The organism is Gordonibacter urolithinfaciens (assembly GCF_900199375.1).
GTDB lineage: Bacteria > Actinomycetota > Coriobacteriia > Coriobacteriales > Eggerthellaceae > Gordonibacter > Gordonibacter urolithinfaciens.
Window position 1 is genome coordinate 554,106 of sequence record NZ_LT900217.1, and the last position, 23,779, is coordinate 577,884.

Here is a 23,779-nt window from a genome sequence, read left to right on the forward strand (position 1 = left end):
ACGCTTCCTTTCAAAACCGGCCTAGCGGCTAATCGTCCCAGTAATTCCCAAATCGCCGGATGTCTTCCTCTTCAAGGACATCGCCGAGCTGCACTTCTATCACGTGCAGATCCCTGAAAGCTCTCACTGAATGCTTGACTCCTTTAGCGACTTGAATCACGTCGCCGCATTTCGCATCTGCAACAACGTCGTCTAAAACCACTTGCCCGCTACCGCTCACAATGGTCCATATTTCGCTTCGGTGCTCATGAAGCTGATAGCTCAGCTGCTTTCCAGCACCAATGATCAACTCTTTTGTCAGAGCCTTATTGCCGTCTGGGTATAGGCCGACGTCTATAACTCTATATTCGCCCCAACGGCGGCTCTCGTACATCGGACGACTGGCGGCAGCTTCTTCAACCTGTTTCTTTATGTAGGCGCTTTCCTGCTTACCCGAAACAAGAATTCCGTCATGCGTTGCAATAACCACAGCATCGCTGATGCCAGCTACGACTAACGGCAACCCGGTTTCATTAATCACGTGCAGTTTTTCGCAGGTTTTCTCATCGATAACCGCACGGCCAGAATAGTTGTCGGCCATCTCCTCAGACAAGGTATTCCAGGTGCCCAAGTCTTTCCAGCTGGCGTCACAAGGAACCACAGCTACCGATTCAGCCTTCTCGACCACCTCATAGTCGAAGGAATTCTTGGGCAAGTCTGAGTAATGGGCAACAAGCTCATCAAAGTCTTTGATATCGGTATATACGGACAATATGTCCACCATGTACCGCAACTTGAAAGCAAACACGCCGCAGTTCCACAGAGCGCCTTTTTCGATAAGCTCCTGCGCCATCTCCTTAGCCGGCTTTTCCTGAAAAGTGGATACCTTCTGCACAGCGTCTTTTGAAGTGGTCGGAACGATGTAACCGTACTTCGTTGAAGGAAAACTAGGCTTCACGCCCATAAGCGTAAGTTCAGCGACGTCTTGTTGTACCGTAAAATCAAGTTTTAAGAGAGTTGCGTAGTAGCCATCATCCGCGTAGGTATCAATAGGCATTACGACTACGGTCTCATCTGGCGAAACGCCTTTTCTGTAAGCCAGGTTCGCACAAGCAAGCATGATAGCGGACGCCGTATCCCTACGCTCGGGCTCGACTACCACATCGCAGCTGTCTTCGAGCTGCATCGCGATTGACTGCACCTGGGTGGCGCACGTAGCGATAGTGATTTTTGCCGTCGGAGCGACAGAGGAAATCTTCCTGTATGTACGCTGCACCATAGACTCCGATTTACCATTGGAGTTGCGCAGGACTTTAAGAAACTGCTTGCTTCTGGAGTTGTTGGAGAGCGGCCAGAGACGTGTTCCCGATCCACCGGAGAGAAGGATTATTTGCATTACATACCGCTAGCTTCCCTGCATTGTCAGCACGACGCCGACGGTCTGAATAATGAGTTTAAAGTCGCTCCAGACACTGCACTTCTTGATGTAGAGCAGGTCAAGGTCGATCCATTCGTCAAAAGTGACGGTGTCGCGGTTGCGACGGGTCTGCCAATAGCAGGTGATGCCCGGCTTCACCAGCAAACGTTGGCGTTGATAGTCGTCGTATGTTGCCACTTCCTTCGGCAAAGCCGGACGCGGGCCTACGATGGACATTTTCCCAGTTAAAACATCGAAAAATTGGATGGTTTCGTCAAGTGAGGCCTTTCTCAGAACACGTCCCACGCGAGTGTTGCGGGGATCCCGGGCAATCTTGAAGACTGGGCCATCCTTTTCATTGAGGGCTTGCAACTCCGGCAGTTTATCCTCCGCATCCACGCACATAGTGCGGAACTTGTGCATGGTGAAGGTCTTGCCGTCCTTCCCTACACGTTCCTGTTTGAACAGCACCGGGCCCTTCGGATCATCGATCTTGATAACGATGGCAATAATGGCAAACAGCCAGCAGAAGCAGATCAGCACGGCGGCGCTGAAAACGATGTCGAAGGCGCGCTTGATAGCACAGTAGACCGGTCGGCTCTCGATGCCCGTCAGTGGCTCGTCGCCGATCTCCGCGCGGATCCTCTTGGCGCGTGCAGCGCTGCTAGGGCTAGCAGTTTCCTCGGCTCCCACGTCAAAGGCGTAACCGCGGTGATAGCTCCATTCGCCTTCGACGGCAGCCTCCTGCGTTTCTTCTTTGTCCAAGTCAGCTTCGGAAAGCTTAATAGCCCCTCCGCCATCCATGCTCGCGGCAGTTTGCGCTTCGCTCATGCCTACGTCACCGTCTGTCGACGGCCCAAGTAGTCCATGGCGCCGAAAGCCGGATAGCGAACACCATCCGTTCGCCGGGAGGAAGACACAGCACGGTGGCAGCGGTAGTCCGGCCCGCCACCCACCTTGTGCTCCTCGAGCCCCATGACGTCGTCGCCGGGCAGCAGCACCTTAAGGGCACCTCGTGGGACGGGGCTCTCGATCGCCTCATCGTACCCGATAGCACCCGACCCCATCTCCAGCACCTCATCCATCTCTATTTCGTTGTCAAGCACGTCTTCCATGTTCGCCCTACCGGGCCATCCCTGTCCTTATCGCTTCCGTACTATTCCCAGGCCGATCTTGGTCTGGATCGTCCTGCCGAACATCTCTATCTCCAAATACGCGGTGCGTTTGCGGCGGTTGATCTTCCTGATCCAGCCGGTGCGGTTCACCAGCGGGCCCTTCAGGACGACTATCTGGTCGCCTTCTATCACGCCTTCCGACATGCCGATCACGCGGTGCTCCTTCTCGGTGAAGGCGTCGATCCAAGCCACCTCGTGCGGTTCCAGGGGAATGAACGTGCCGTCGTTGTTCAAGACGCTCGCGAACTGGGGGATCTGCTTCAGCTGCGCCTGCAGCTCGGCAATATGGTCGCTCACCACGATCAGGTAGCCGGGGAACAGCACGGCGGTGCAGGTGCGCCACTCGCCGCGCAGGTGCTTCTGCACCTCGTACTGGGGGACGAAGCATTCGTCGAGCACATCGTCGCTCGCGAACTGCTCGATCTGGCGCTGGACGGCGAACTCCCGCCCGGCCATCGTTTGAACCACATACCACATACGCACACCTCCTCGCGCCATCTCGGGTCGACTGCGCGAGGCCACGGCTTCGCCCCTTGGCCCTCTCGGGCGCGGGGCATACCGCTTCAAGCTTCGCGACGGCTATTCATTCCCAAGAGGCTGGCCGAAACGCACACGTGGCATCGTTTTCGCGCATCAAGGTATGTCGAAAAGGTTCGCGCCCCTTGCGAGGCGCCTGCAGTTTCCTGCAGGGAGATCGGTGCGGCGCCGTCGGCGCCAGGACCGGCCTCCCTGCAAAAAGCTGCCTTGCCGCAGGTCAGGCTCCTGCTAGCAGCGGAGCCCCAATCGTCACGTCTTCCTGGTGATCTCGAGCCCCACCCGCACCCGCACCTGGTCGAGCAGCCCCACGTCCAGAAACGCCACCCGCTTGTGCCGGTCGATCTTGCGGATGAGGTCCTCCCTCCCCCGCAAGGGGCCGCTGCGCACCACGGTGCGCCCGTCCTCTATCACGCCCTCGGACATGCCCACCACATGCCCCGCACCCCCGAACTCGGAGACGAAGGCCGCCTCCTCGGGCGTGAGGGAGAAGATGGCGTCGCCCGCGCCCAGAAGGCGTGCGAAGGAGGTGGACAGCTTCAGGCGCTCGCGCACGGCGTCGATGTCGCCCGTGGCCAGGAACACGTAGCCGGGGAACATGACCTCGGTCACAAGGCGCCACGCGCCCTGCTGCTTCTTGAGCAGCTCATAGCGCAAGGGAAAGCACGCGCTCAGAAGCTCCGGGCCCACGAGGCTCGCCGCGCGCTCCGCCATGGACTGCTCCTGGCCGGGGACCACCTGCAGCACGTGCCAGCCCACGGACGCGGGCATGCGAACGCCGCGGGCTGCCTCGCCCGCGGCGTCAATCGATGAGGTTGTGGGAAGTTCGGAGGTGCGCCGGCTTAGCCGGCCGGGTTCGATGCGCCGCTCGCGGCACCCTCTTTCAGAGCGCCCCCCCCGTGGGGCATTTTTAGGCGATCGGCTTCGGCGGCAGGGGCAGCCGCGGGCATGAGGGCAGAGCGATCCGCGGGCGCAAAGATGCGTCCATCGAGCGAGTCTTTTGTGGGAGTCGCCACGCTCATGTCTCGAACCTATCTGGTAAACGTCGAAGCGCCGAAGCGCACAGGATCATTCGTGTTCCGCATCAAGATGGTAACAGAGCATAAACGATCTAGCAATTAGAAAACACCCCCTCCCCCTGCTGCTTTCGCATTCATTTCGCACAGTAACCACAGCCGGGAGCAGTAAGGGCGCGGAAAAGACCGCCGGGCCGCCTTCCGCTCGCCGGCATGGGGATGCCGCTGGCTTCACGGTCCTTCCGCTCGCGCAGCGACGCAGAGCCATCCGCCGTCGACTCTTCCAGGCAACAGGTCGTCAACGGTATCTTAGAACCATGGCATTATGAAGTGCCAGCTCGCGAGCAACGGAAAATCCGCGACAGGAAGGGAGTCCCCATGGCTCCGCTCGTGCTCACCTCCTACAAGGTCTAATCGCGTCGTGCGCCTCCTCCGGCGCGATTAGACCCCCCCCCCAGCACCGATTTTCGCCAAGCCCCAAGGGGCCGGGCGAAGCACGTCGAAAGGAAGCCTCATGCCTTGGTTCGACCAAGCGCCCTGGCTCGTCGCCCTGGCGCCGTTCCTCGGTCTGCTCCTCTCCGCGTTCACCAAGAGGACAGACCCCTTCTTATCCGGCGACCGGGTATTTCGCCACGACGCTCCCGCGCGCATCTCCCATTGGGCCCATGCCGCAGGCACGACCGTCTGCCTTGTCTCGGGCATCATCTTGGGCCTGCGGTTCACCCCCGCGTTCGTCGACGACGGCCCGGCGGCCATTGTCTGGCAGAACGTGCACTTCGTGGCCGCGGTCGTGTTCCTGTTCGGGACGTTCTACTACCTGGGCAACACGATCGTGTCTCAGTGGCGGCTGCACGAGCACCTGCCCACGAAGAACGTCGTGTCCTACACCGTCCGCCACTACAGCCTGCTCGTGGGCATCAAGAAGTTCACGATGCCGCCCGAGGACAAGTACTTCGAAAGCGAGAAGGCCGCCTACGTCATGGCCGTGGTCACGGCCGCGCTGCTGGTGGTCAGCGGCCTGTTCAAAGCGGCGGCACACGTGTTCCTCGCACTGCCCGACGGCCTGATGAACGTCATGTTCTGGATCCACGACATCGCCGCCGCCCTCATGCTGGTGTTCCTGGCAGCCCATGTGTTCTTCGCCGTCATCGCGCCGTTCTCCTGGAAGACGTTCCCGTCCATGTTCACGGGCTGGATGCCGCTTTCCGAGGCCGAGAAGGAGCACCGGGGATGGCTCGATCGGTTGCAGCGCGAGCATGACGAGCGCACTGCCGGCGAGGGCTCCTGCGAAAGAACCGCGCCCGCGACAGCCCCCGACACGACGATGACCGCGGCGCCCGCAACGGGTACGCCCGGGTCTCAAAGGAGATGAGAGAGATGGCAGATACGAACGAACGCGCGGCAGGCGCGCAGAGGAAGAGCGGCCTTTCGCGGCGCCAGTTCCTCGCCGGCATCGGCGGGCTGGGCATCGGCGTGGTGCTGGGCGGCGGCATAACGGCGCTGCTCTTGCCGGACGACGTGTACGCCATCGAGGCGAGCCAAGGCTACCTGCTGGTCGACGCGAAGAAGTGCGCCGGCTGCGAGACCTGCGTCATCGCATGCTCGCTCTCGCACCTGGGACGCATCAACACCTCGCTTTCGCGCATACAGGTGATGAAGAACGCCCTGGGCAGCTTCCCCACGAACGACGTGCAGCAGAACCAGTGCCGCCAGTGCCCCTACCCCTCCTGCGTGGAAGCTTGCCCCGTGGGCGCCATGCATGCCGATCCGGACACGGGCGTGCGCCTGGTGGACGAGGGCAAGTGCATCGGCTGCGAGCGCTGCGTGGAGGCGTGCCCCTTCACGCCGTCGCGCGTGCAGTGGAACTTCGAGGACAAGCACGCGCAGAAGTGCGACCTGTGCAAGAACACGCCCTACTGGGACGAGGCGGGCGGCGTCGGCGGCAAGCAGCTGTGCGTGGAGATCTGCCCCATGAAGGCCATCAGCTTCACGAACGAGCTGCCGGTGCAGACCGACGAGGGCTACACGGCCAACCTGCGCAACGACCATTACCTGGAGATAGGCCTGCCGAGCGACGACGAGGCGCGCATCCCGCCGGCCCGGCTCGGGTACGGCGCCGGAGGCACGGCGGCCCAGGCGGCAGCCGGATCGAACGAGAAGTAGGAGGAGCACCATGACCGAACACTACGGCTACGCCGGCAAGATACTCATCGTGAACCTGGACGACCGGACGTCCGAGACCATCGACACCGACCCCTATATCGAATGGGTGGGCGGCCACGGGATGGCCTCGAAGCTGTTCTGGGACTACTGCGAGGACAAGAGCGTGGAAGCCGTCGACCCGAAGAACGTGCTCGTGTTCGCCACCACGCCGTTCTCGGGCGCCGTGGTCCCGGCCGCGTCGGCGCGCTGCGAGTTCACGGGCATCAGCCCGTTCTCGCTGCCCGAATGGTACAACCGTTCCAGCATGGGCGGCCGCCTGGCCGGCATGATGAAGGAAGCGGGCTACGACGCCTGCGTCGTGCGCGGCAAGGCCGACGCGCCCGTATGGATCAGCGTGGTGAACGACCAGGTGACGTTCAACGACGCCACCGACCTCTGGGGCCTCGACGCCTTCGAGTGCCAGGAGCGCATCTGGGACGAGGTGACGCACGGCACGCCGCAAGGCTCATGGTACGAGCTCACGGGCAGCCGCGACGGCGGGCGCACGACGCAGCGCCCCTCCGTCATCTGCATCGGGCCGGCCGGCGAGAACCTCGCGCGCGTGTCGTGCATCGTGCACGACGCCGGCCACGTGACGGGCCAGAGCGGCTTCGGCGCGGTGTTCGGCGCGAAGAACCTGAAGGCCATGAGCTTCATCGGCTCTAAGAGCATCCCCATCGCCGACCCCGCCGCGCTCGTGCGCCTGCGCCTCGAGGTGCAGCAGAAGTTCGGCTACGACATCGACGCCGGCAAGGTGCCGGGCGCGCCGGGCAGCCCGGGAGCCGCATCCACCGTGCTGGACACAAGCCCCACGGTATCGCGCGCCGAGGGCTGCCGCGGGTGCTTCAAGAACTGCCGCAACCTCTACCCCGGCGGCGTGGGCAACGAGCTGACCTGCTCGGCCGGCCTCTACTTCACCGACTCGGGCAAGATCGACGAGCAGCTGGCCGCCTACAGCCTGCTGTCGAAGCTGGGCCTGAACGGCTACGAGATCGACATGCCCGTGTACTTGCACAACCTGTACAAGATGGGCGTCATGGGCAAGGGCAAGGACATCGACACCGACCTGCCCTTCGAGAAGTACGGGACCTACGCGTTCATCGAGGAGCTGCTGATGCGCATCGCCTACCGCCGCGAGATCGGCGACGATCTGGCCGAGGGCATCGCGCGCGCCGCGCAGAAGTGGGGGCGCTGGGACGAGGACACGTCCACGGGCCTGCTCGCGCGCCCGAACTGGGGCTACTGCGAGCACAACGAGCCGCGCGCCGAGGTGGAGTGGAGCTACGGCAGCATCTTCAGCGAGCGCGACATCAACGAGCACGGCGTGCACAACGCGGTGTACAACACCTCCATCATGGCGGTGCTCACCGGCGCCGAGCCGCCCGTGTCGGCCGAGAACATGGCCAAGCAGCTGGCCGACCAGTCCGGCCTGGGCGACCCGCTGTGCTTCGACTGGAGCGAGGAGGGCATCTACACCGACGCGCGCGTGCGCGAGATCCACTGGAACCGGGCCTACGGGCGTTTCTGGCTGCAGTCGCTCGGCATGTGCGACTGGGTGTGGCCGAACTTCGTCAGCCGCAAGCACACCGCCGAGACGGGCTCGACCTACGGCGCCACGCCCGAGTACGAGGTGAAGTTCTTCCAGGCCGTCACCGGGCGCGACCTCTCCTACGAGGAGAGCATCGAGCTGGGGCACAAGTTCTGGGTGCTCGACCGCGCCATCTGGGCGCTCGAGGGACGCCACCGCGACCAGGAGGTGTTCGCGAACTACGTGTACGACGTGAAGACCACGAAGCCCTTCCCGCTCGTGGTGTGCGAAAACGGAACGTGGAGCTATTCGCTGTGCCAGGGCCGCACGCTCGACCGCGAGAAGTTCGAGGACTTCAAGTCGCGGTTCTACGTGCACGAGGGCTTCGAGGAGTCCACCGGGCGCCCGACGCGGGCCGGCCTGGAGACGTTGGGGCTGGGCTTTGCCGCCGACGCGCTCGAGACCGCCGGGAAGCTGGGATCGTGAGCGGGGCAGACGTCGCCGAGCGTGCCGTCGGGGAAGAGGGAGCGGACGTCGCCGCTCCCTTCCCGCCCGGGGGCGAAGGCGCGATGCTCGAGGAGATCCCCGGTTTGGCCGAGGCATGCCGGCGCTTCCCGATGCCCGACGGCGCGCAGGCCGAGCGTGCGCTGCGGGAGCTCTCCTGGGGAGAGCACTTCGTGGCGGGACGCATGGTGCCCTCGAAAGGCGGGTCCGACCTGTACCTTTACAATCTGAAGAGCGCCGCCGTGTTCCTGCTCGATCGCGACCAGGCGAACATCGGCAAGGCGTCGGACCAGATCATCAAGCTCATCGACGTGGATGCGTTCGCCGCATGGGTGCGCGGAACGGTGGGCGACGAGGCGCTGGCCGACGCGCTGGCCGAGGAATGCCCGGCGGAGGACCCGTACCACGACCGACTGCAGGGCGTCCAGCGGCTGCTCGCGCTGCGCATGGTGCAGTACGGGGCATTAGAGGGAGCCAGAGGCGGCACCGAGGGCGACGAGCACGACAGGGCACCCCTTGGCGAAGGCGCGGCATCGCTATGACGCGGGAGGGCGCGCATCCGTCGCCACCCTCCGGCGCGCTCGCCGCGCCGGAGGACTTCCCCTTGCTCGCGCACGAGGCCGCCGGGGACGGCGGCCTCGTGTACCTGGACAGCGCCGCCACGACGCAGAAGCCTTCCTGCGTGCTGGAGGCCCTCGACGCCTTTTACCGCACGGTCAACGCGAACCCCCACCGCGGGGCGCACCGCTTGGGCACGGCGGCAACGGAGGCCCTCGAGGCTGCGCGGCGCGATGTGGCCCGCCTCGTGGGCGCCGACGCCGACGAGATTGCCTTCACGAGCGGGACGACGTGCGCCCTCAACCAGCTGGCCTACGGCCTGGCGGGGCTGCTGCACCCAGGCGACGAGGTTGCCGTGTCGCTTCTGGAGCACCACAGCAACCTCGTGCCGTGGCTCACGGTAGCGCGGATCGCAGGGGCGAAAGTGCGCCATATCGTGCCCGACCGGCAAGGGCGCATCCCCGACGACGAGATCGACCGCGTCATAGGTCCGCGCACGCGCATCGTTGCCGTGTCGCACGTGTCGAACGTGCTCGGCTGCATCCAACCGGTGGAGCGCATCGTCCGCGCGGCACGCGGCGCGGACGCGCTCGTCGTGCTCGACTGCGCCCAGAGCGTGGCCCACCTGCCCGTCGATTTGCATGTGCTCGGCGCGGACTTCGCGGCGTTCTCGGGCCACAAGATGTACGGCCCGATGGGCGTGGGCGCGCTGTACGCGCGACGCGGCGCCGCCGTGGCGCTCCAGCCTCTTCTGCGCGGAGGCGGCATGGTGGAGGCCGTGTTCGAGCAGGGTTTCACGTTCAAGGGCTTCCCCGCAGGTCTCGAGGCGGGCACGCCGAACGCCGCGGGCGCCATCGGGATGGCCGCCGCGGCGCGCTTTCTGGAGGGTCTGGGCATGGAGGCTGTGCACGCCCACGGCGAGACGCTCGCCCGCCGCATGGCCGCCGGCCTGGCGGCCATCCCGTCGGCGCGCCTCTACGGCCCCGGACCGGGCGGGGCGGAGGAGCGCTGCGGCATCGTGGCTTTCAACGTGCGCGGCGTGGGCGCCGACCTGGCGGCGCACGCCCTGGACCGGCGCAACGTGGCGGTGCGCTCGGGCGCCCACTGCGCCCAGCCCCTAGTGCGCCACCTGGGCGCGGAGGCCGTCTGCCGCGCCAGCGCCGGCGTCTACACCTCCGAGCGCGACGTCGACCGCTTCCTCGAGGCCGTGGAGGCGGCGCGCCAGGACGCGGCGAGCCTCATGGCGGCGGCGATGCTGTAGGGAGGGAAGCGGCGGCGCCTCCCTCCCTACAGCGCCCTCCACGTGGGGCGGTCCACCGCGCGCACGTTGATGTAGACGACCGTGGGGTTCTCCTCCATGATCTTCAGCACGACGCGCTCCTTGTCGCGGATGTCCTCGGCCTTGCCGAACGCTATCTCCACGTTGTCGTCCAGCGTGAGCGTGGTGCCCTCGGCATCGGTGGCCGACACCTTCGTCACGCGGCCCGCGAGCTCGGTGGTCATGCCCGACACGATGTCGAGCGCGTTGTTCACGTTGTCGTCGGAGCAGTACGTGCCGATCTCGGCCTTCGTGCCGTAGGGCACGTCGGTGATGGACAGCACGGCCGCGGCGTCCTCGTAGACCTTGGGGCTGGTCCTCTTGCCCGCCTCGGAGTCCTGGTCGGGGATGGGCATGAGCCACATATGGTCCGACGCGATGGCCCACTGCTTCACGGACTTGGCGTCCTCGGTGGGCACGGCCACCACGGCCGCGATGGTGCGCTCGGTCACGGCCAGCTCCAGCGTGTTCGGGAACACGCGCTTCACCTCGGCGTCGGCCACCCAGGCGTTCTTGAGCAGGCGCTCGCGGATGCCGGCGGCGTCCACGCGCAGGAGCGTGGTGTTCGCGGGCACGTTCGCCATGGCCGTCATGTCCTCGGTGGTGAGATGCTCCACGCCGCTCACGGTGACGTTCTCCACGGCGAACAGGCTGGAATTGTACGCGACGACGGCGCCGATGACGAGCGCGGCCACGAGCGAGGCGACCACGGCGAGGCGCACGACATGGCGGCGGTACGTGCTCTGCGCGCGGCTCGCCCGCTCGGCGCGGTCGAGGTCGCCCACGCGTACCGAGGTCAGGCGCTGCTGCGGGTATCCGCCGGAGCCGGCGGCGGGATAGCGCCCGCCGGGCATGGCGCGGTAGGCGCCCTGCTGCGAGGGGCGGGAGGACCGTCCGGCCGGGGCGCGGCCAGCGCTGCTGCGGGCGGCACCGCGTCCCGACGGCCGGGACGCAGACGACGACGCGCGGGCGCCCCGGCCGGGCGTCGTCGCCCCGCGGGCCTTACGCGAACCCGAGGAAGCGGACTTCCGGTTGTAATTCGATGCCATACGTTTCGCTTACCTTCGCCTGTACGAGTTCGATGAGGTCCTTCACGTCGCGCGCCGTGGCGTCGCCCGTGTTCACGATGAAGTTCGCATGCAGCTCCGACACCTGGGCGCCGCCGATCCGCATGCCCTTGAGCCCGGCGCGCTCCACGAGCGACCCGGCCGACTCCCCCGGCGGGTTGCGGAACACGCTGCCGCACGAGGGATCCGTGAGCGGCTGCGTCTTCTTCCGCCGCGCCAGCGACGCCTCCATCTTACCGCGGATGAAGAACGGATCGGCCGGCTCTACGGAAAGTTCGCATTCCACGATGACCTCGTCCGGCGCGAACGAGCTGGTGCGGTAGTCCCAGCCGATCTCGTCGCCGGCGCGTCGCGCGAGGCCCCGCCCGGGCGAGAGCGTGGTCACGGACGCCACGCGCGCGCCGATCCACTCGTCGCGCGAGCCGGCGTTCATGCGCAGCGCGCCGCCCACGGTGCCCGGCGTGCCCACGGCGAACTCCAGCCCCGCAAGCGAGCGGCGGAACGCCTCCTGCACCACCGACGACAGCGGCACGCCCGCACCCACGCAGAACCGGCCGGCCTCCTCGTCGAAGCGGCAGGTGCGGAAGTCGCGCCCGAGCGTGACCACCACGCCGGGAAAGCCCTCGTCGGCCACCAGCAGGTTGCTCCCGCGTCCCACCACGACCCAGGGCACGCCCGTGCGCTCGCACACCTCGACAAGCCGCACGAGCGCGCCCACGGAGGCCGTCTGCACGTAGAAGCGCGCAGGGCCGCCGATGCGGTACATGGTGTGGCGCGCCATGGGCTCCGCCGGATAGACGTCGCCGTCGAAGCGGTCGTCCACGAGCAGCGCCTCGAGCTCGGTGGTATGGCGTGCGGACACGGCCCGCCTCACCTCCCGGCGGCGCCGGGAGCGCCGGCCGCCCCGGCGGCCCCGGCCGCGAGCGCGTCCACGAGCTGCGGCCCGATGGCCGTCACGTCGCCCGCGCCCATGGTGATGACCAGGTCGCCCTCCGCGGCCTTCGCCGCCAGGTACGGCACCACCTCCACGCGGCGCGGCACGTAGGCCGCCTCGGGGTGCCCCGCATGGTCCAGCACCACGTTCAGGAACGTCTTGCCGCTCACGCCGGGCACGGGCGCCTCGCCCGCCGGGTACACGTCCATGAACGTGACGGTGTCGGCCGCGTCGAACGCGCTGCCGAACTCGTCCTTCAGCACCTCGGTGAACAGCGGCACGCGCGAGTAGCGGTGCGGCTGGAACAGCACGTGCACGTGGCGGAAGCCCAGCTGCGACGCCGCGCCGATGGTGGCGGCGATCTCGGTGGGATGGTGCGCGTAGTCGTCCACCACGGTGATGCCGGCAGCCTCGCCCACGAGGTCGAAGCGGCGGCGCACCCCGGCGAACCCGGCCATGGCGCGGGCAGCGGCCTCGGCGTCCATGCCGAGCGCGTCCGCGAGCACGATGACGCCGGCGGCGTTCAGCACGTTGTGGCGGCCCGGGTTCTGCTTGACGTGGGCGGACAGCTGGCGGCCGTCGGGCAGGGCCAGCACGAAATCGCTGCCCACGCCCTGCGGCTCGAAGGACACGATGCGCGCGTCGCAGCCTTCGCCGAAGCCGTACGTGACCAGCGTGCGGCCCGCGGCGCGCGCAAGCGCCGCAAGCTGCTCGTCGTCGCCGCAGGCCACCACCACGCCGCCGTCCGCAGGCACCGAGCCGATGAACGCGGCGAACTTCTCGTAGATCTCGTCGAGGTCGCGGTAGTGGTCCAGGTGGTCGGCCTCGATGTTCGTCACGAGCACCGCGCGCGGCGACAGGTACGTGAACGACTTGTCGCTCTCGTCGGCCTCCACCACGTAGTGCCGGCCCGACCCCGAGTGCGCGTTCGTGCCGTAGGAGCGCACGATGCCGCCGATGAGGAACGTGGGGTCCTCGCCCATGGCGTCCAGCACGCTGGCCAGCATGGACGACGTGGTGGTCTTGCCGTGCGTGCCCGCCACGGCAAGCGTCTCCAGGTCGCGGCCCAGGTGCGCGAGCATCTGCGCACGGTGCCAGATGGCCAGGCCCCGCTCCTTGGCGGCGATGAGCTCGGGGTTGTTGTCCAGGATGGCCGTGGACACCACCACCACGTCGGGCGAGGCGTCGTCGCGCCCGGGGCCGCCCGGCAGGTTGGCCGGGTCGTGGCCGATGCGCACGTCGATGCCGGCGGCCTTCAGCTGCTTGGTGTAGCGGCTCTCCTTGAGATCCGACCCGCTCACGCGCAGGCCCTGGTCGAAGGCGACGCGCGCGATGCCGCTCATGCCCACCCCGCCCACGCCGACGAAGTGAACCGATTCTATGCGCTGTGTGTCCATGATATCCTTAACTGCCCTTCCCTCGGGTGCGCTTCCATGGTAGCCAACGTTCGCTACCGCGCGGCCCCCATCACAACATCTGCCAATTTGGCGGCCGCGTCGGCCGTCTTCTGCGCGCGCGCCGCAGCGGCCATGCGCTCCCGCACGGCCGCGTCGTCCAGGAGCGAGCGCACGAGCCGCGCGAACTCCGGCCCCTCCACGTCGGCGTCCGCCAGCATGTACGCGCAGCCCGCCTCCACGTAGGCGCGCGCGTTCGTGGTCTGGTGGTCCTCCGTGGCGAATGGGAACGGAACGAGCAGCGCCGGGATGGCGCGCGCCGATATCTCCGCGAGCGACGTGGCCCCCGCGCGCGACACGATGGCGTCGGCGGCGGCCATGGCCTCGCCCATATGGTCCGTGTAGCCGAACAGGTGCCACCGCTTCTCCTCGGCGGGCGTGAGCGCCAGCTGCCCGGCGACGGCGTCGAGCTCCTTCGGGCCCGTCACGTGGACGACGTGCACGTCGCCGGCGGCCAGCAGCTCGTCCTTCAGCGCGCAGACGGCCTGGTTCAGGTGGCGCGCGCCCAGGCTGCCGCCCGTCACCAGCAGAAGGCGCGCGTCCTCGGGCACGCCGAAGCGCGCGCGCCCGTCCTCGCGCGTGGCATCGAACACGCTCTTGCGCACGGGATTGCCCGTGACGGCGATGCGCGAGCGCGCGCCTTCGTCGAGCGCACCGGCCGCATGTTCGTAGGTCAGGCACACGGCGGCGGCCCGCTTCGCCAGGTACTTGTTCGCCATGCCCATGACCGAGTTCTGCTCGTGCACCACCACGGGCACGCCCAGCTTCTCGGCCGCTCGCCCCACCGGGATGCACACGTAGCCGCCGAAGCCCACCACGACGTCGGCGCCGAGCTCGGCGAGCCACGCCTTCGCGCGCCCGGTGCTCCGCTGTATCTTCGCCACGGCCTTCGGCAGCGTGAGCGGATGGTTGCGGTTGAACCCCGCCGCCTCGAACGGCGTGAACGGGATGCCCGCCTCGGCCACGAGCCGCGCCTCCACGCCCTGGGGCGTGCCGGCGAAGCGCACGTCGCAACCGCGGGCCCGAAGCTCGTCGGCCAGCGCGAGCGCCGGGTTGATATGGCCGGCGGTCCCGCCGCCGGAAAGTACGACCAACATGCTTACCTCCTGCCTCGGCGCGCCGACGAGCCGGATGCACCCGACCGCCCCGCGCCCGCGTTGTCGCGCCGCCTCGAGCGCGAGCTCACCGCGTCCCACCCGATGCCGTCGGACGATGCCGACGACGAAGCCGTCCCGCCGCGCTTGCCCGCACGCCCGGACCCTCCCGCGCCCGCGCCTCCGCGGCTGCCGCCGGAGCGCGGCTCGTCCGGCTCGGCGCGCACGATGCGCAGGTCGGCGCGCCGCCGCGCGGGCGCGAGCGAGTCGTCCACCGCCCCCTGCGACACGGACAGGATGAGCGCCACCATGATAAACGTGGCGATGAGCGACGAGCCTCCCGACGAGATGAACGGCAGCGGCTTGCCCACGACGGGGAACCAGCCCATGACCATGGCTATGTTCAGGAACGCCTGGAACACGATCATGATGGTGCAGCCGCCCGCCACCATGGTGCCGAAGTTGTCGGGCGCCGTGCGCGCGATGCGCATGCCCGCCCACAGCACGAGCAGGAACAGCGCGATCACCGCGACCGCCCCCACCAGGCCCAGCTCCTCGCCGATGATGGCGAAGATGAAGTCGGTGTCGGACTGCGTGAGGTACAGGTACTTCTCGTGCGAGTTGCCCAGCCCCACGCCGAAGAGCCCCCCGCCGGCAAGCGCGTAGAGCGAATGGATGAGCTGGTAGCCGTTGCCGTAGCCCCCCTCGCCGTCGTTCCACGGATTCAAGAACACCATCAGGCGCTCGCGGCGGTACTCCGTGCCGAAGATGCCCACCATGCCCAGCGCCACCACCACGCCCACCACGACGAGCATGGTCCGCGCGGGAACCTCGCCCAGCCACATGACCGCAAGGATGCCCACGACGCAGATCATGGCCGTGCCCAAGTCGGACTGGGGACCCAAGATGACGAGCACCGGCGCCAGCACCAGAAGAAACACCATCACGAAGAACTGCGGTACCGAAAGCGTCCCCTCGCGGAAGTCGTCGAAGAGCCGCGCAGCCACCAGCACGAGCGCGATCTTCGCGAACTCCGAGGGCTGCAGGCTTGCCGGACCGAGCACGAGCCAGCGCTGCGCGCCCCACTCGTCCTCGCCCGCCCCCGAGAACATGGTGGCCACCAGCAGCACGAACGCGAGAAGCCACACCGCCCACACCAAATTGCCGCGCCAAACGGAATAGGGGACGAACTTCCACACGGCCAGCGCGACCACGATGCCCACGACGGCGAACTTGATCTGGCTGAGCGTGTCGGCCATGGGATCGACCGTCGCCACCGCGTCGGCCGACGCGGAAGCCAGCGCGATGACCGACGACGTGGAGTAGATCATGACGAAGCCGAGCAGCGTGAGCGCCAGCACGGACAGCATGAGGACGAGCCGGGGGCCCATGATATGCGCAGGTATCCCCTGCCTGTCGACGCGTGCGGCGGCCATGGAGGCCCTTACGCTTCCACGCGCGCGGAGCGTTCGGCCACGAGCGCCTTGAACGCACGGCCGCGCTCCTCGTACGAGCCGAACTCGTCGAACGACGCGCAGGCCGGCGACAGCAGCACGACGTCGCCCGCGCCCGCGATGGCAAGCGCCGCGTCGAGGGCGTCCTCCAGGTGCGATGCCTGGAGGACGGCGAAGTCGCTGCCGTCCCGACCCGCAGGTCCACCAAGGTCAGCGAGGGTTTCCCCGGCGCCCCGCATCGTGGGGAGGGCGAGGGCGTGGCGTACTTCGGTACGCGAGTCCTCGGCCTCGCCGCGAGGCGGGGTGCCGGGGGAAGCCGCGGCATCGGCCGGTTCCGACGGCCGGCAGCCCACCGGAGCCCCGAACGCCGTCGCGAAGCGCGGGCCCGCCGCCCCGAAGCAGACGACGCCGCGCGCGCGGGCGCGGGCGGCCGCCACGAGGGGGGCCAGGTCGGTGCCCTTGTCGTCGCCGCCGAGCAGCACGATGGGGCGCGTCTCGGGGAACGCGGCCAGCGCGGTGAGCGTCGCGTCGACGTTCGTGGCCTTGGAGTCGTTGTAGCAGGTCACGCCCGCAACGGTGCCGCAGGGCTCGATGCGGTGCTCGAGCGGCTTGAACGAGCGCAGATGCGCCGCCACGTCGGGGTCGTCCACGCCGAGCGCGAACGCGGCGGCTGCCACGGCCAGCGCGTTCGAGGCGTTGTGCGCGCCCTTGACCTGCAAGTCGCCGGCACGCCCCGCCTTGTGCTCCTTGCCGTCCAGCGCCACGCACAGCATGCCGTCGGCATCGAGGAACGCGGCGTTGTCGCTGCCGCACCGCGCGCGCATGTCGCCGCCCAGGCCCTCGGCCGTGCCCATCGGCACGTACGCGAAGCCGCGCCCGCCCTCGCCCAGCGCGCGCAGGCGGCGCACCTCGGCACGCACGACATCGTTCGTCGCATCGAGCACGGCCACGGCCCCCGGCACGCCGGCCAAGTTCGCCAGCAGCTTGAGCTTCGCGTCGCGGTACGCCTCGAAGCTGCGATGCCAGTGCAGGTGGTCGGGCGTGATGTTCAGCAGCACGGCCACGTTAGGCGCGAAGCGCACCGTGGACGCCAGCTGGTAGGACGACACCTCGGCCACGTACACGTCCGTGGCGCCCGCGCCCACCGCGGAGATGCACGGGTCGCCGATGTTGCCGACGGCGGCAGCGGCCAGGCCGGCGCCCGCCAGCACATGCGCGGCGAGCGCGCAGACCGTCGTCTTGCCGTTCGTGCCCGTCACGGCCACCCAGCGGCTGTCGGCGGCGCTCTCGCGCCAGGCGAACTCGACCTCGCTCACCAGCTCGGAGCACGAGGCGGCCGCCGCCTGGTAGAACGCCGAGAACTGCGGGATGCCGGGACTCGCTATGCCAAGGTCGAAAGCCGGCGCGGCGCCGGCTTCCCGCGCGGCGCCGCCATCGCCGCCCGCACCTTGCGCGGCCCTTGCGGCCAGCTCCGCCACGGCGCCGTCGCCGAACGCCACGAGCGCGCCGCGCGCCGCCGCCTCGGCAGCGAACGCCTCGGAGGCCTCCGTGCGCGCGCCGGCCGCCACGGCCAGCGCGTCCACGCGCCCGCCCACCAGCGGCAGCAGGTACTCCACGGCCGCCCGGCCGCTCTTCCCCAGCCCCAAAACGAGCACGCGCCCGAGGTGCTGCGGCGCGTGCTTCCTTCCCGGTATCAGGTCCCCGCGCGCCATCCGCTACGCCACCGCCATGAGCGTCTGGGCGAAGTACAGCGAGAAGCCGCAGGCCGCCAGCACGCCCGACACGATCCAGAAGCGCACGACCACCTTCGTCTCGCTCCACCCCTTCTTCTCGAAGTGGTGGTGCAAGGGCGCCATGAGGAAGATGCGCTTCCTCGTCTTCTTGTAGTAGAACACCTGGATCATGACGGACAGGGCCTCGGCCACGAACAGGCCGCCGATGATGATGGACACGAACTCGGTCTTCGTGAGCACGGCCAGGCACCCCAGCGCCATACCGAGCGCGAGCGAGCCGGTGTCGCCCATAAAGATGTCGGCCGGGAACGAGTTGAACCACAGGAAGCCGATGCACGCGCCCGCGAGCGCCGCCGCGAAGATGGCGGGCTCCAGCATATCGGAGCGGTACGCGATGGCGGCCATCACTATCATCACGATCATCACCGTGCCCGCCGCCAGGCCGTCCAGGCCGTCGGTGAGGTTCACGGCGTTGCACATGCCCACCAGCAGGATGTTCGCGAATATCAGGTAGAGCCACGGGATGGCTATGCCGTCGCCCACGGGCACCACCGTGGTGAGCAGCCCCAGGTCGAACGTGTACACGAAGGGTATCTCCACCGTGGGGGCCACCCCCAGCCAGTTCACCGCCACGAGCGTGAACACGGTGGCGATGGCGAACTGGCCCGCGAGCTTCGCCTTCGGCGTGAGGCCGAGCGAGCGCTCCTTCACCACCTTCGAGGCGTCGTCCACGAGCCCCAGAAGGCCCGTGAGCACGGTGGCGCCCAGGAGCAGGAACGTCTCGAGCGTGGGCATGCCGATGACGAGCGCCGTGGCTATCACGGCCACGAGCATGATGACGCCGCCCATGGTGGGCGTGCCCTGCTTCACCAGGTGGCTCTCGGGCCCGTCGGCGCGCACCTGCTGGCCGATATGGCTCGACTTCAGGAACTTGATCCATACGGGCATGAGCACCATCGTGACCACGATGGCGGCCACGATGGCCAGGAACACGAGGAACGTCGGGTAGTGGGAGAATATCGCAAACATATCAGTTGACCAGTCCTTCGACCACGCGCTCGAGACCCATGAAGCGGGACGCCTTCACCAGCACGGCGTCGCCCGGCTCGAGGTACGTATCCATCTCTCCGAGCACGTCGGAGACCGTCGCCGCGCGCACGATGCGCGCCGCGTCCATGCCCTCCGCCTCGGCGGCGTCGGCGATACGCATCGCCAGCTCGCCTACGCACACGAGGCGGTCGAGCGGCAGCGTTCCCGCCAGCTCGCCGACGCCCGCATGGCAGGCGCGCGCGAAGTCGCCGAGCTCGCCCATGTCGCCGAGCACCGCCACGCGGCGGCCCGGCACCTCCAGCGCGCAGAACGTGGTGAGCGAGGCGCGCATGGAGTCGGGGTTCGCATTGTAGGCATCGTTCACCACGGTGAAGCCGCCGCGCGCGGCGAGCACCTCCTGGCGCCCCGCCTCGGGCTCGGCGTGCGCGAGCGCCGCCGCCACGGCCGCAAGCGGCATGCCGAGCGCGCGGCCCACGGCCGCCGCGGCGCAGGCGTTGCCCACGTTGTGCAGCCCGCGCAGGTTGAGCGAGCAGGAGGCCTGCTCGCCGTGCGGGGCGGCCGCGTCCGAGCCGCCGAAGCCGGCGGCGTGCAGCTCAAAGCGCGGGCGGCCCTGCTCGTCCAGCTCCACCTGCTCGGCCCACACGGCCGGGCGCACCACGTCGGCCGCATCGGCGGCCACGCGGCGTGCGGCCGCGTCCGGCGAGCCGTCGAAAAGCACGCACGGCACGCGCCGGGCGTCCAGCCGGGCCTCGGCGCGCACGAAGCCCGCGAAGTCGTCGGCCGCGTTCACGAACGCGAGTCCCGTGCCCTCCGGCAGCTCGCGCAAGAGCTCCGCCTTGGCGCGCGCGATGTTCTCGCGGCTGCCCAGAAGCTCGATGTGGCTCTCGCCCACGTTCACCACCAGGCCCCAGTCGGGGCGCACGAACGAGCACAGCTCGGCTATCTGGCCGGTGCCGCGCATGCCCATCTCCACCACCACGGCCTCCGTCTCCGGTTCGGCCGAGAGCAGCGTTTTGGGAACGCCCAGCTCGTTGTTCTGGTTGCCCACCGTGGCCACCACGGAATGCGCGGCCGCCAGCACGTCGCGCACGAGGTTCTTCGTGGTGGTCTTGCCCGTTGAGCCCGTGAGCGCGATCACGCGCCCCTGCAGGTGGGAGCGCCACTCGCGCGCAAGATCGGTCACGGCGCCCGCCGTGTCGGGCACGTCGATGACGGCTGCGCCCAGCTCGCGTGCGAGCGCCCGCACGTCCTCGGCCACCGGCTGCATGACCAGCGCGCCCAGCGCGCCCGCGGAGAGCGCCGCGGCCACGAAGTCGTGCCCGTCTGCGCGCTCGCCCGGCAGCGCCACGTACAGGTCTCCCGCGCACACGTCGCGGGAGTCCCAGGTAATGCCCGTGAGCAGCGCACGGGGATCGAGCGGCTCCACGGCGAACGTCCCGCCCGTGTAAGCCGCGATCTGCTTCGCGTTCAGGCGCATAGGCTACTCAGCGCCCTTCTCGTCCAAAAGGCCTCCGAACGCACGGTTCAGCTCTTCGGCCGCAACCACGCGGTCGTCGAAGGAGAGCACCTCGTCGCCCACCAGCTGGTAGTCTTCGTGGCCCTTGCCCGCGATGAGCACGGAGTCGTCGGGCTCGGCCCATTCCAGCGCCAGCGCGATGGCCGCGCGGCGGTCGGGCTCCACGGCGAAGCGGCCCTCGCCCGAGCCCATGCCGCCCACGATGTCGTCGATGATGGCCAGCGGGTCCTCGTGGCGCGGGTTGTCGCTCGTCACCACGGCGTAGTCGGCCGCGAGGGCGGCCTTGCCCATGATGGAGCGCTTCGAGGCGTCGCGGTCGCCGCCGCAGCCGAACACGCAGATGGTGCGCCCGCGCGTCAGCGCCTTAATGGACGCGAGCGCCTTCTCCAGGGCGTCGGGGGTATGCGCGTAGTCGACGAACACGCTCACGCCGCCGTCGCACGTCACGCTCACGCGCTCCAGGCGGCCGGGGATCTGCGGGGCCTCCTCCAACGCCTCCACGATCACGCTGGGCGGGAAGCCCAGCTGCAGCCCGATGCCGAACGCGCACATGACGTTCTCCACGTTGAACTTGCCCACGAGCGGGTAGTCGAAGCGGTAGCGGCTTCCGCGCACGTCCAGCTCGACGGTGGTGTGCGTGGGGGCGTACCGCACGTCCACGGGATGGATCTGCGCCGCGGCGTCGAAGCCCGTCGTGACGACGCCGTCCTCGTTCGTGGAGCAGCGGCGCAGAAGCTCCTTGCCCCACTTGTCGTCGATGCAGATCACGCGCTTGGCCGGATAGTCCTTCGAGAACAGGCGCGCCTTGGCCTCGAAGTAGGCCTCGAACGTGTGGTGGTAGTCCAGGTGGTCCTGCGTGAGGTTCGAGAACGCGGTCACGGCGAACGTCGTGCCCCACGTGCGCTCCAGGTCGAGCGCATGCGAGCTCACCTCCATGGCCACCACGCCGCAGCGCTCGTCGCGCATGCGCGCGAAAAGCTGCTGCAGGTCGGGCGACTCGGGCGTCGTGTGCGCCGTCTTCTCCTGCTCTCCGCCGATGCGCACGCCCACGGTGCCGATGACGCCCGTGCGCTTGCCGGCCACGTGCGCGATGTGCTCCACGAGGTAGGTGGTGGTGGTCTTGCCGTTCGTTCCGGTGATGCCCACGAGCGCGAAGTCCTTCGACGGGTGGTCGTAGAAGTTCGCCGACGCGGCCGCCATGGCCTTGCGCGTGTCGGCCACCACCACCTCGGTCACGTCGGTGGCGTCGGCCAGGTACACCTTGCGCTCCACCACGAGCACCTTGGCGCCGCGGTCGATGGCGTCCTGCGCGAAGGAATGGCCGTCCGCCGTCAGGCCCACGATGCAGAAGAACGCGTCGCCCGGCTGCACGCGGTCGCTGCGGTAGGCGATGCCGCCCACTTCCTCGTCGGCGTTGCCGATGACGGTGCAGTCAATTCCTGCGAACAGGTCGGTGCAGGTTTTCCCCATGGCTTGTCCTCACTCAGGCATTATCTGGAATCGGTCGATGGCAGTTGACATTATATCCTTAAACACCGGCGTGACGATGGAACCGTATTCCGTCTCGTTGGCACCCACAAAACAAACCAATTGGGGACCCGTGGAGTCGGCTATGAAGCCGGTGAACGCCATGTTGTACACGCCCTTGCGGTAGCCGCCGTTCACCTCGTCGTAGATCTCCGCCGTGGACGTCTTGCCCGCCACGTTGTACCCCTCGATGGCGGCATCTTTGCCCGTACCCTCGGTGACGACGGTTTTCAACATGTCGGTCATGTCGGCGACCGCCTTCTCGCTGCCGATGACCTTCTCCGTGGCGTATTCGGGCGTCTCGCCGGACTGCGGTTTGCCGATGAGGAAGTGGGGCGTGCACTCCACCCCGTTGTTTGCCAGCGCCCCGTAGAAGCGCGTCATCTGCAGCGGCGTCACCGATACGCCCTGGCCGAAGCTGATGTTGTAGGCCTGCACCTTGCCCCACTTGTCGAACGGAAGGAGCGCCCCCAGGTACTCGGTGCCCTCCTCGCCCTCGCCGGGGTAGTCCACGCCGGTGCGCGTGTGCAGGTTGTACTCGTTTATCTTGTTGTACAGGTTCTCGAAACCCGATACGCCGTTCGCGGTGGCGTTCTCCGTGGCCAGCGAGATGCCCACGTTCGACGACTGGTCCATGATCTGTTCCAGCGTGAAGGTGGCGTCGCCGCGGTCGTGCGCGTCGGAGATGATGTAGCCGTCCGCCTCGATCTCGCTCGGGCAGAACAGCTCGCTCTCGGGCGTCATGGTGCCCGACTCCAGAATGGCCATGGCCGAGACGGACTTGAAGATGGAGCCGGGCTCGAACAGGTGCGTGACCACCTTGAGCTCCGTCGCACCGGCCGGGATGTTTTCGCGATCGTTCGGGTCGAGCAGCGGAAGCGACGCGGCGGCGTAGATCTCGCCCGTCTCGGCGTCCATGACCACGGAGCTGCCGCCGTTGGAGGTGAGCCCCTCCTTGTCGGCCAGCAGGCGGTCCTCCACGTACTGCTGCAGCTCTATGTCCACGGATATGATGATGTCCTGGCCGTCCACGGCGGGCGTCTCCTCGTGCACGCCGCCGGGGATGGGCGTGCCGTCGCGGCCGCGCTCGGCCTCGTAGCGGCCGGGCTCGCCGGACAGGATGTCGTCGTAGTACTTCTCCAAACCGCTCAGGCCGTTGCCGTCGATGTCGGTCAGGCCGACGATCTGCGCGCCCACCCGCCCGTTGGGATAGGTGCGCTTCGTGTCGGCGATGAAGTAGATGCCCTTGAGGTCCAGGGCGCGCACCTGGTCGGCCACGGCGGTGTCGGCCTTGCGCTGGATGAAGGCGAACGTAGAGGTGCCGGCGGACAGCGCGTTCTGGTAGTCGGCCGCCTCGCCGCCCAGCACGCCGGCCAGCGCCGCGGCCGTGCCCGGCAGGTCCTCCACTTCGGAAGGATTGGCGTAGATGGTGGTGGCATCCACGCTCACGGCCAGCACCGTGCCGTTGCGATCGTAGATGGTGCCGCGCCGAGGCTCGATGTCGAAACCCACGGTGCGCGCCTGCTCGGCCTGCGAGGCGTACGAAGGAGCCACGATGACCTGCAGGTACACCAACCGCACGAGAAAGAGGGCCGCTATGACGGCGAAGGCGACAAGGGGGATGAACGCGCGGCTCGAATCAGCTGCGAAACCGGGAGCCGATGCGCGCGGCGCGCCCGGGCGGCGCGGGGCGCGCGGGGTGTGGGGCCGTCCCGCCAC

The 23,779-nt window shown here is 67.9% G+C and carries 20 protein-coding genes; 5 read left to right on the forward strand and 15 right to left on the reverse strand.

What is annotated here, in order from left to right:
* Positions 1-28 precede the first annotated feature (28 nt).
* The 5 genes from BN3560_RS02450 to loaP (BN3560_RS02470) form a co-directional block, all read right to left on the reverse strand.
* Positions 29-1,375: a sugar phosphate nucleotidyltransferase gene (locus tag BN3560_RS02450; protein ID WP_096226902.1), complete on the reverse strand. Its 1,347-nt coding sequence runs from the start codon at positions 1,373-1,375 to the stop codon at positions 29-31.
* A 9-nt stretch (positions 1,376-1,384) separates the two neighbouring features.
* Positions 1,385-2,227: a sugar transferase gene (locus BN3560_RS02455; protein ID WP_227153982.1), complete on the reverse strand. Its 843-nt coding sequence runs from the start codon at positions 2,225-2,227 to the stop codon at positions 1,385-1,387.
* A gap of 2 nt (positions 2,228-2,229) precedes the next feature.
* Positions 2,230-2,511: a hypothetical protein gene (locus BN3560_RS02460; RefSeq protein ID WP_096226903.1), complete on the reverse strand. Its 282-nt coding sequence runs from the start codon at positions 2,509-2,511 to the stop codon at positions 2,230-2,232.
* A gap of 27 nt (positions 2,512-2,538) precedes the next feature.
* The gene (gene loaP, locus BN3560_RS02465; RefSeq protein ID WP_096226904.1) at positions 2,539-3,048 is read right to left on the reverse strand and encodes an antiterminator LoaP; all 510 of its coding nucleotides are present in this window, start codon (positions 3,046-3,048) and stop codon (positions 2,539-2,541) included.
* Between the two features lie 309 nt (positions 3,049-3,357).
* Positions 3,358-3,876: an antiterminator LoaP gene (gene loaP / locus BN3560_RS02470; RefSeq protein WP_096226905.1), complete on the reverse strand. Its 519-nt coding sequence runs from the start codon at positions 3,874-3,876 to the stop codon at positions 3,358-3,360.
* 759 nt (positions 3,877-4,635) lie between these two features.
* Here loaP (BN3560_RS02470) and BN3560_RS02475 point away from each other — a divergent pair.
* The 5 genes from BN3560_RS02475 to BN3560_RS02495 are packed head-to-tail and all read left to right on the forward strand — an operon-like array spanning position 4,636 to position 10,174.
* Entirely contained in the window at positions 4,636-5,493 is an 858-nt protein-coding gene (locus tag BN3560_RS02475; RefSeq protein ID WP_096226906.1) for a cytochrome b/b6 domain-containing protein, read from the forward strand.
* A 5-nt stretch (positions 5,494-5,498) separates the two neighbouring features.
* Positions 5,499-6,284 (forward strand): 4Fe-4S dicluster domain-containing protein, encoded by a 786-nt coding sequence (locus BN3560_RS02480; RefSeq protein ID WP_096226907.1) that lies wholly within the window; start codon positions 5,499-5,501, stop codon positions 6,282-6,284.
* 10 nt (positions 6,285-6,294) lie between these two features.
* Positions 6,295-8,337 carry an aldehyde ferredoxin oxidoreductase N-terminal domain-containing protein gene (locus BN3560_RS02485; protein WP_096226908.1) on the forward strand — a complete coding sequence of 681 codons (2,043 nt, stop codon included), beginning with the start codon at positions 6,295-6,297 and terminating at the stop codon, positions 8,335-8,337.
* Entirely contained in the window at positions 8,334-8,897 is a 564-nt protein-coding gene (locus tag BN3560_RS02490; protein WP_227114973.1) for a hypothetical protein, read from the forward strand. Before BN3560_RS02485 ends, BN3560_RS02490 begins: the two co-directional genes overlap by 4 nt.
* The gene (locus tag BN3560_RS02495) at positions 8,894-10,174 is read left to right on the forward strand and encodes an aminotransferase class V-fold PLP-dependent enzyme (RefSeq protein WP_096226909.1); all 1,281 of its coding nucleotides are present in this window, start codon (positions 8,894-8,896) and stop codon (positions 10,172-10,174) included. The genes BN3560_RS02490 and BN3560_RS02495 overlap by 4 nt, the downstream gene beginning before the upstream one ends.
* Positions 10,175-10,200: 26 nt before the next feature.
* Here the strand turns inward: BN3560_RS02495 and BN3560_RS02500 are convergent, their stop codons facing one another.
* The 10 genes from BN3560_RS02500 to BN3560_RS02545 form a co-directional block, all read right to left on the reverse strand.
* Positions 10,201-11,085: a cell division protein FtsQ/DivIB gene (locus BN3560_RS02500; RefSeq protein ID WP_231897333.1), complete on the reverse strand. Its 885-nt coding sequence runs from the start codon at positions 11,083-11,085 to the stop codon at positions 10,201-10,203.
* Between the two features lie 148 nt (positions 11,086-11,233).
* A complete protein-coding gene (gene murB, locus BN3560_RS02505) occupies positions 11,234-12,160 on the reverse strand; it encodes a UDP-N-acetylmuramate dehydrogenase (RefSeq protein WP_087192000.1) in 927 nt (308 codons plus the stop codon).
* Between the two features lie 8 nt (positions 12,161-12,168).
* Positions 12,169-13,629 carry a UDP-N-acetylmuramate--L-alanine ligase gene (gene murC, locus BN3560_RS02510; protein WP_096226911.1) on the reverse strand — a complete coding sequence of 487 codons (1,461 nt, stop codon included), beginning with the start codon at positions 13,627-13,629 and terminating at the stop codon, positions 12,169-12,171.
* Positions 13,630-13,682: 53 nt separating this feature from the next.
* A complete protein-coding gene (murG, locus tag BN3560_RS02515; protein ID WP_096226912.1) occupies positions 13,683-14,783 on the reverse strand; it encodes an undecaprenyldiphospho-muramoylpentapeptide beta-N-acetylglucosaminyltransferase in 1,101 nt (366 codons plus the stop codon).
* Positions 14,784-14,785: 2 nt separating this feature from the next.
* Positions 14,786-16,216 carry an FtsW/RodA/SpoVE family cell cycle protein gene (locus tag BN3560_RS02520; RefSeq protein WP_096226913.1) on the reverse strand — a complete coding sequence of 477 codons (1,431 nt, stop codon included), beginning with the start codon at positions 16,214-16,216 and terminating at the stop codon, positions 14,786-14,788.
* A gap of 8 nt (positions 16,217-16,224) precedes the next feature.
* Positions 16,225-17,946 (reverse strand): UDP-N-acetylmuramoyl-L-alanine--D-glutamate ligase, encoded by a 1,722-nt coding sequence (gene murD / locus BN3560_RS02525; RefSeq protein ID WP_123649920.1) that lies wholly within the window; start codon positions 17,944-17,946, stop codon positions 16,225-16,227.
* A 3-nt stretch (positions 17,947-17,949) separates the two neighbouring features.
* The gene (gene mraY / locus BN3560_RS02530; protein WP_096226915.1) at positions 17,950-18,996 is read right to left on the reverse strand and encodes a phospho-N-acetylmuramoyl-pentapeptide-transferase; all 1,047 of its coding nucleotides are present in this window, start codon (positions 18,994-18,996) and stop codon (positions 17,950-17,952) included.
* A gap of 1 nt (position 18,997) precedes the next feature.
* Positions 18,998-20,494: a UDP-N-acetylmuramoyl-tripeptide--D-alanyl-D-alanine ligase gene (locus tag BN3560_RS02535; protein WP_096226916.1), complete on the reverse strand. Its 1,497-nt coding sequence runs from the start codon at positions 20,492-20,494 to the stop codon at positions 18,998-19,000.
* 3 nt (positions 20,495-20,497) lie between these two features.
* Positions 20,498-22,003: a UDP-N-acetylmuramoyl-L-alanyl-D-glutamate--2,6-diaminopimelate ligase gene (locus BN3560_RS02540; RefSeq protein ID WP_096226917.1), complete on the reverse strand. Its 1,506-nt coding sequence runs from the start codon at positions 22,001-22,003 to the stop codon at positions 20,498-20,500.
* Positions 22,004-22,012: 9 nt separating this feature from the next.
* Positions 22,013-23,779 carry a peptidoglycan D,D-transpeptidase FtsI family protein gene (locus BN3560_RS02545; protein ID WP_087191992.1) on the reverse strand — a complete coding sequence of 589 codons (1,767 nt, stop codon included), beginning with the start codon at positions 23,777-23,779 and terminating at the stop codon, positions 22,013-22,015.

Coding starts and splice junctions, on each gene's coding strand:
- murG (WP_096226912.1), bottom strand. CDS start 14,783: ATGTTGGTCGTACTTTCCGGCGGCGGGACCGCCGGCCATATCAACCCG.
- BN3560_RS02485 (WP_096226908.1), top strand. CDS start 6,295: ATGACCGAACACTACGGCTACGCCGGCAAGATACTCATCGTGAACCTG.
- BN3560_RS02480 (WP_096226907.1), top strand. CDS start 5,499: ATGGCAGATACGAACGAACGCGCGGCAGGCGCGCAGAGGAAGAGCGGC.
- murC (WP_096226911.1), bottom strand. CDS start 13,629: ATGGACACACAGCGCATAGAATCGGTTCACTTCGTCGGCGTGGGCGGG.
- BN3560_RS02540 (WP_096226917.1), bottom strand. CDS start 22,003: ATGGGGAAAACCTGCACCGACCTGTTCGCAGGAATTGACTGCACCGTC.
- BN3560_RS02495 (WP_096226909.1), top strand. CDS start 8,894: ATGACGCGGGAGGGCGCGCATCCGTCGCCACCCTCCGGCGCGCTCGCC.
- loaP (WP_096226904.1), bottom strand. CDS start 3,048: ATGTGGTATGTGGTTCAAACGATGGCCGGGCGGGAGTTCGCCGTCCAG.
- BN3560_RS02520 (WP_096226913.1), bottom strand. CDS start 16,216: ATGGCCGCCGCACGCGTCGACAGGCAGGGGATACCTGCGCATATCATG.
- BN3560_RS02455 (WP_227153982.1), bottom strand. CDS start 2,227: ATGAGCGAAGCGCAAACTGCCGCGAGCATGGATGGCGGAGGGGCTATT.
- murD (WP_123649920.1), bottom strand. CDS start 17,946: ATGGCGCGCGGGGACCTGATACCGGGAAGGAAGCACGCGCCGCAGCAC.
- BN3560_RS02475 (WP_096226906.1), top strand. CDS start 4,636: ATGCCTTGGTTCGACCAAGCGCCCTGGCTCGTCGCCCTGGCGCCGTTC.
- mraY (WP_096226915.1), bottom strand. CDS start 18,996: ATGTTTGCGATATTCTCCCACTACCCGACGTTCCTCGTGTTCCTGGCC.
- BN3560_RS02535 (WP_096226916.1), bottom strand. CDS start 20,494: ATGCGCCTGAACGCGAAGCAGATCGCGGCTTACACGGGCGGGACGTTC.
- loaP (WP_096226905.1), bottom strand. CDS start 3,876: ATGCCCGCGTCCGTGGGCTGGCACGTGCTGCAGGTGGTCCCCGGCCAG.
- BN3560_RS02500 (WP_231897333.1), bottom strand. CDS start 11,085: ATGCCCGGCGGGCGCTATCCCGCCGCCGGCTCCGGCGGATACCCGCAG.
- BN3560_RS02450 (WP_096226902.1), bottom strand. CDS start 1,375: ATGCAAATAATCCTTCTCTCCGGTGGATCGGGAACACGTCTCTGGCCG.
- BN3560_RS02460 (WP_096226903.1), bottom strand. CDS start 2,511: ATGGAAGACGTGCTTGACAACGAAATAGAGATGGATGAGGTGCTGGAG.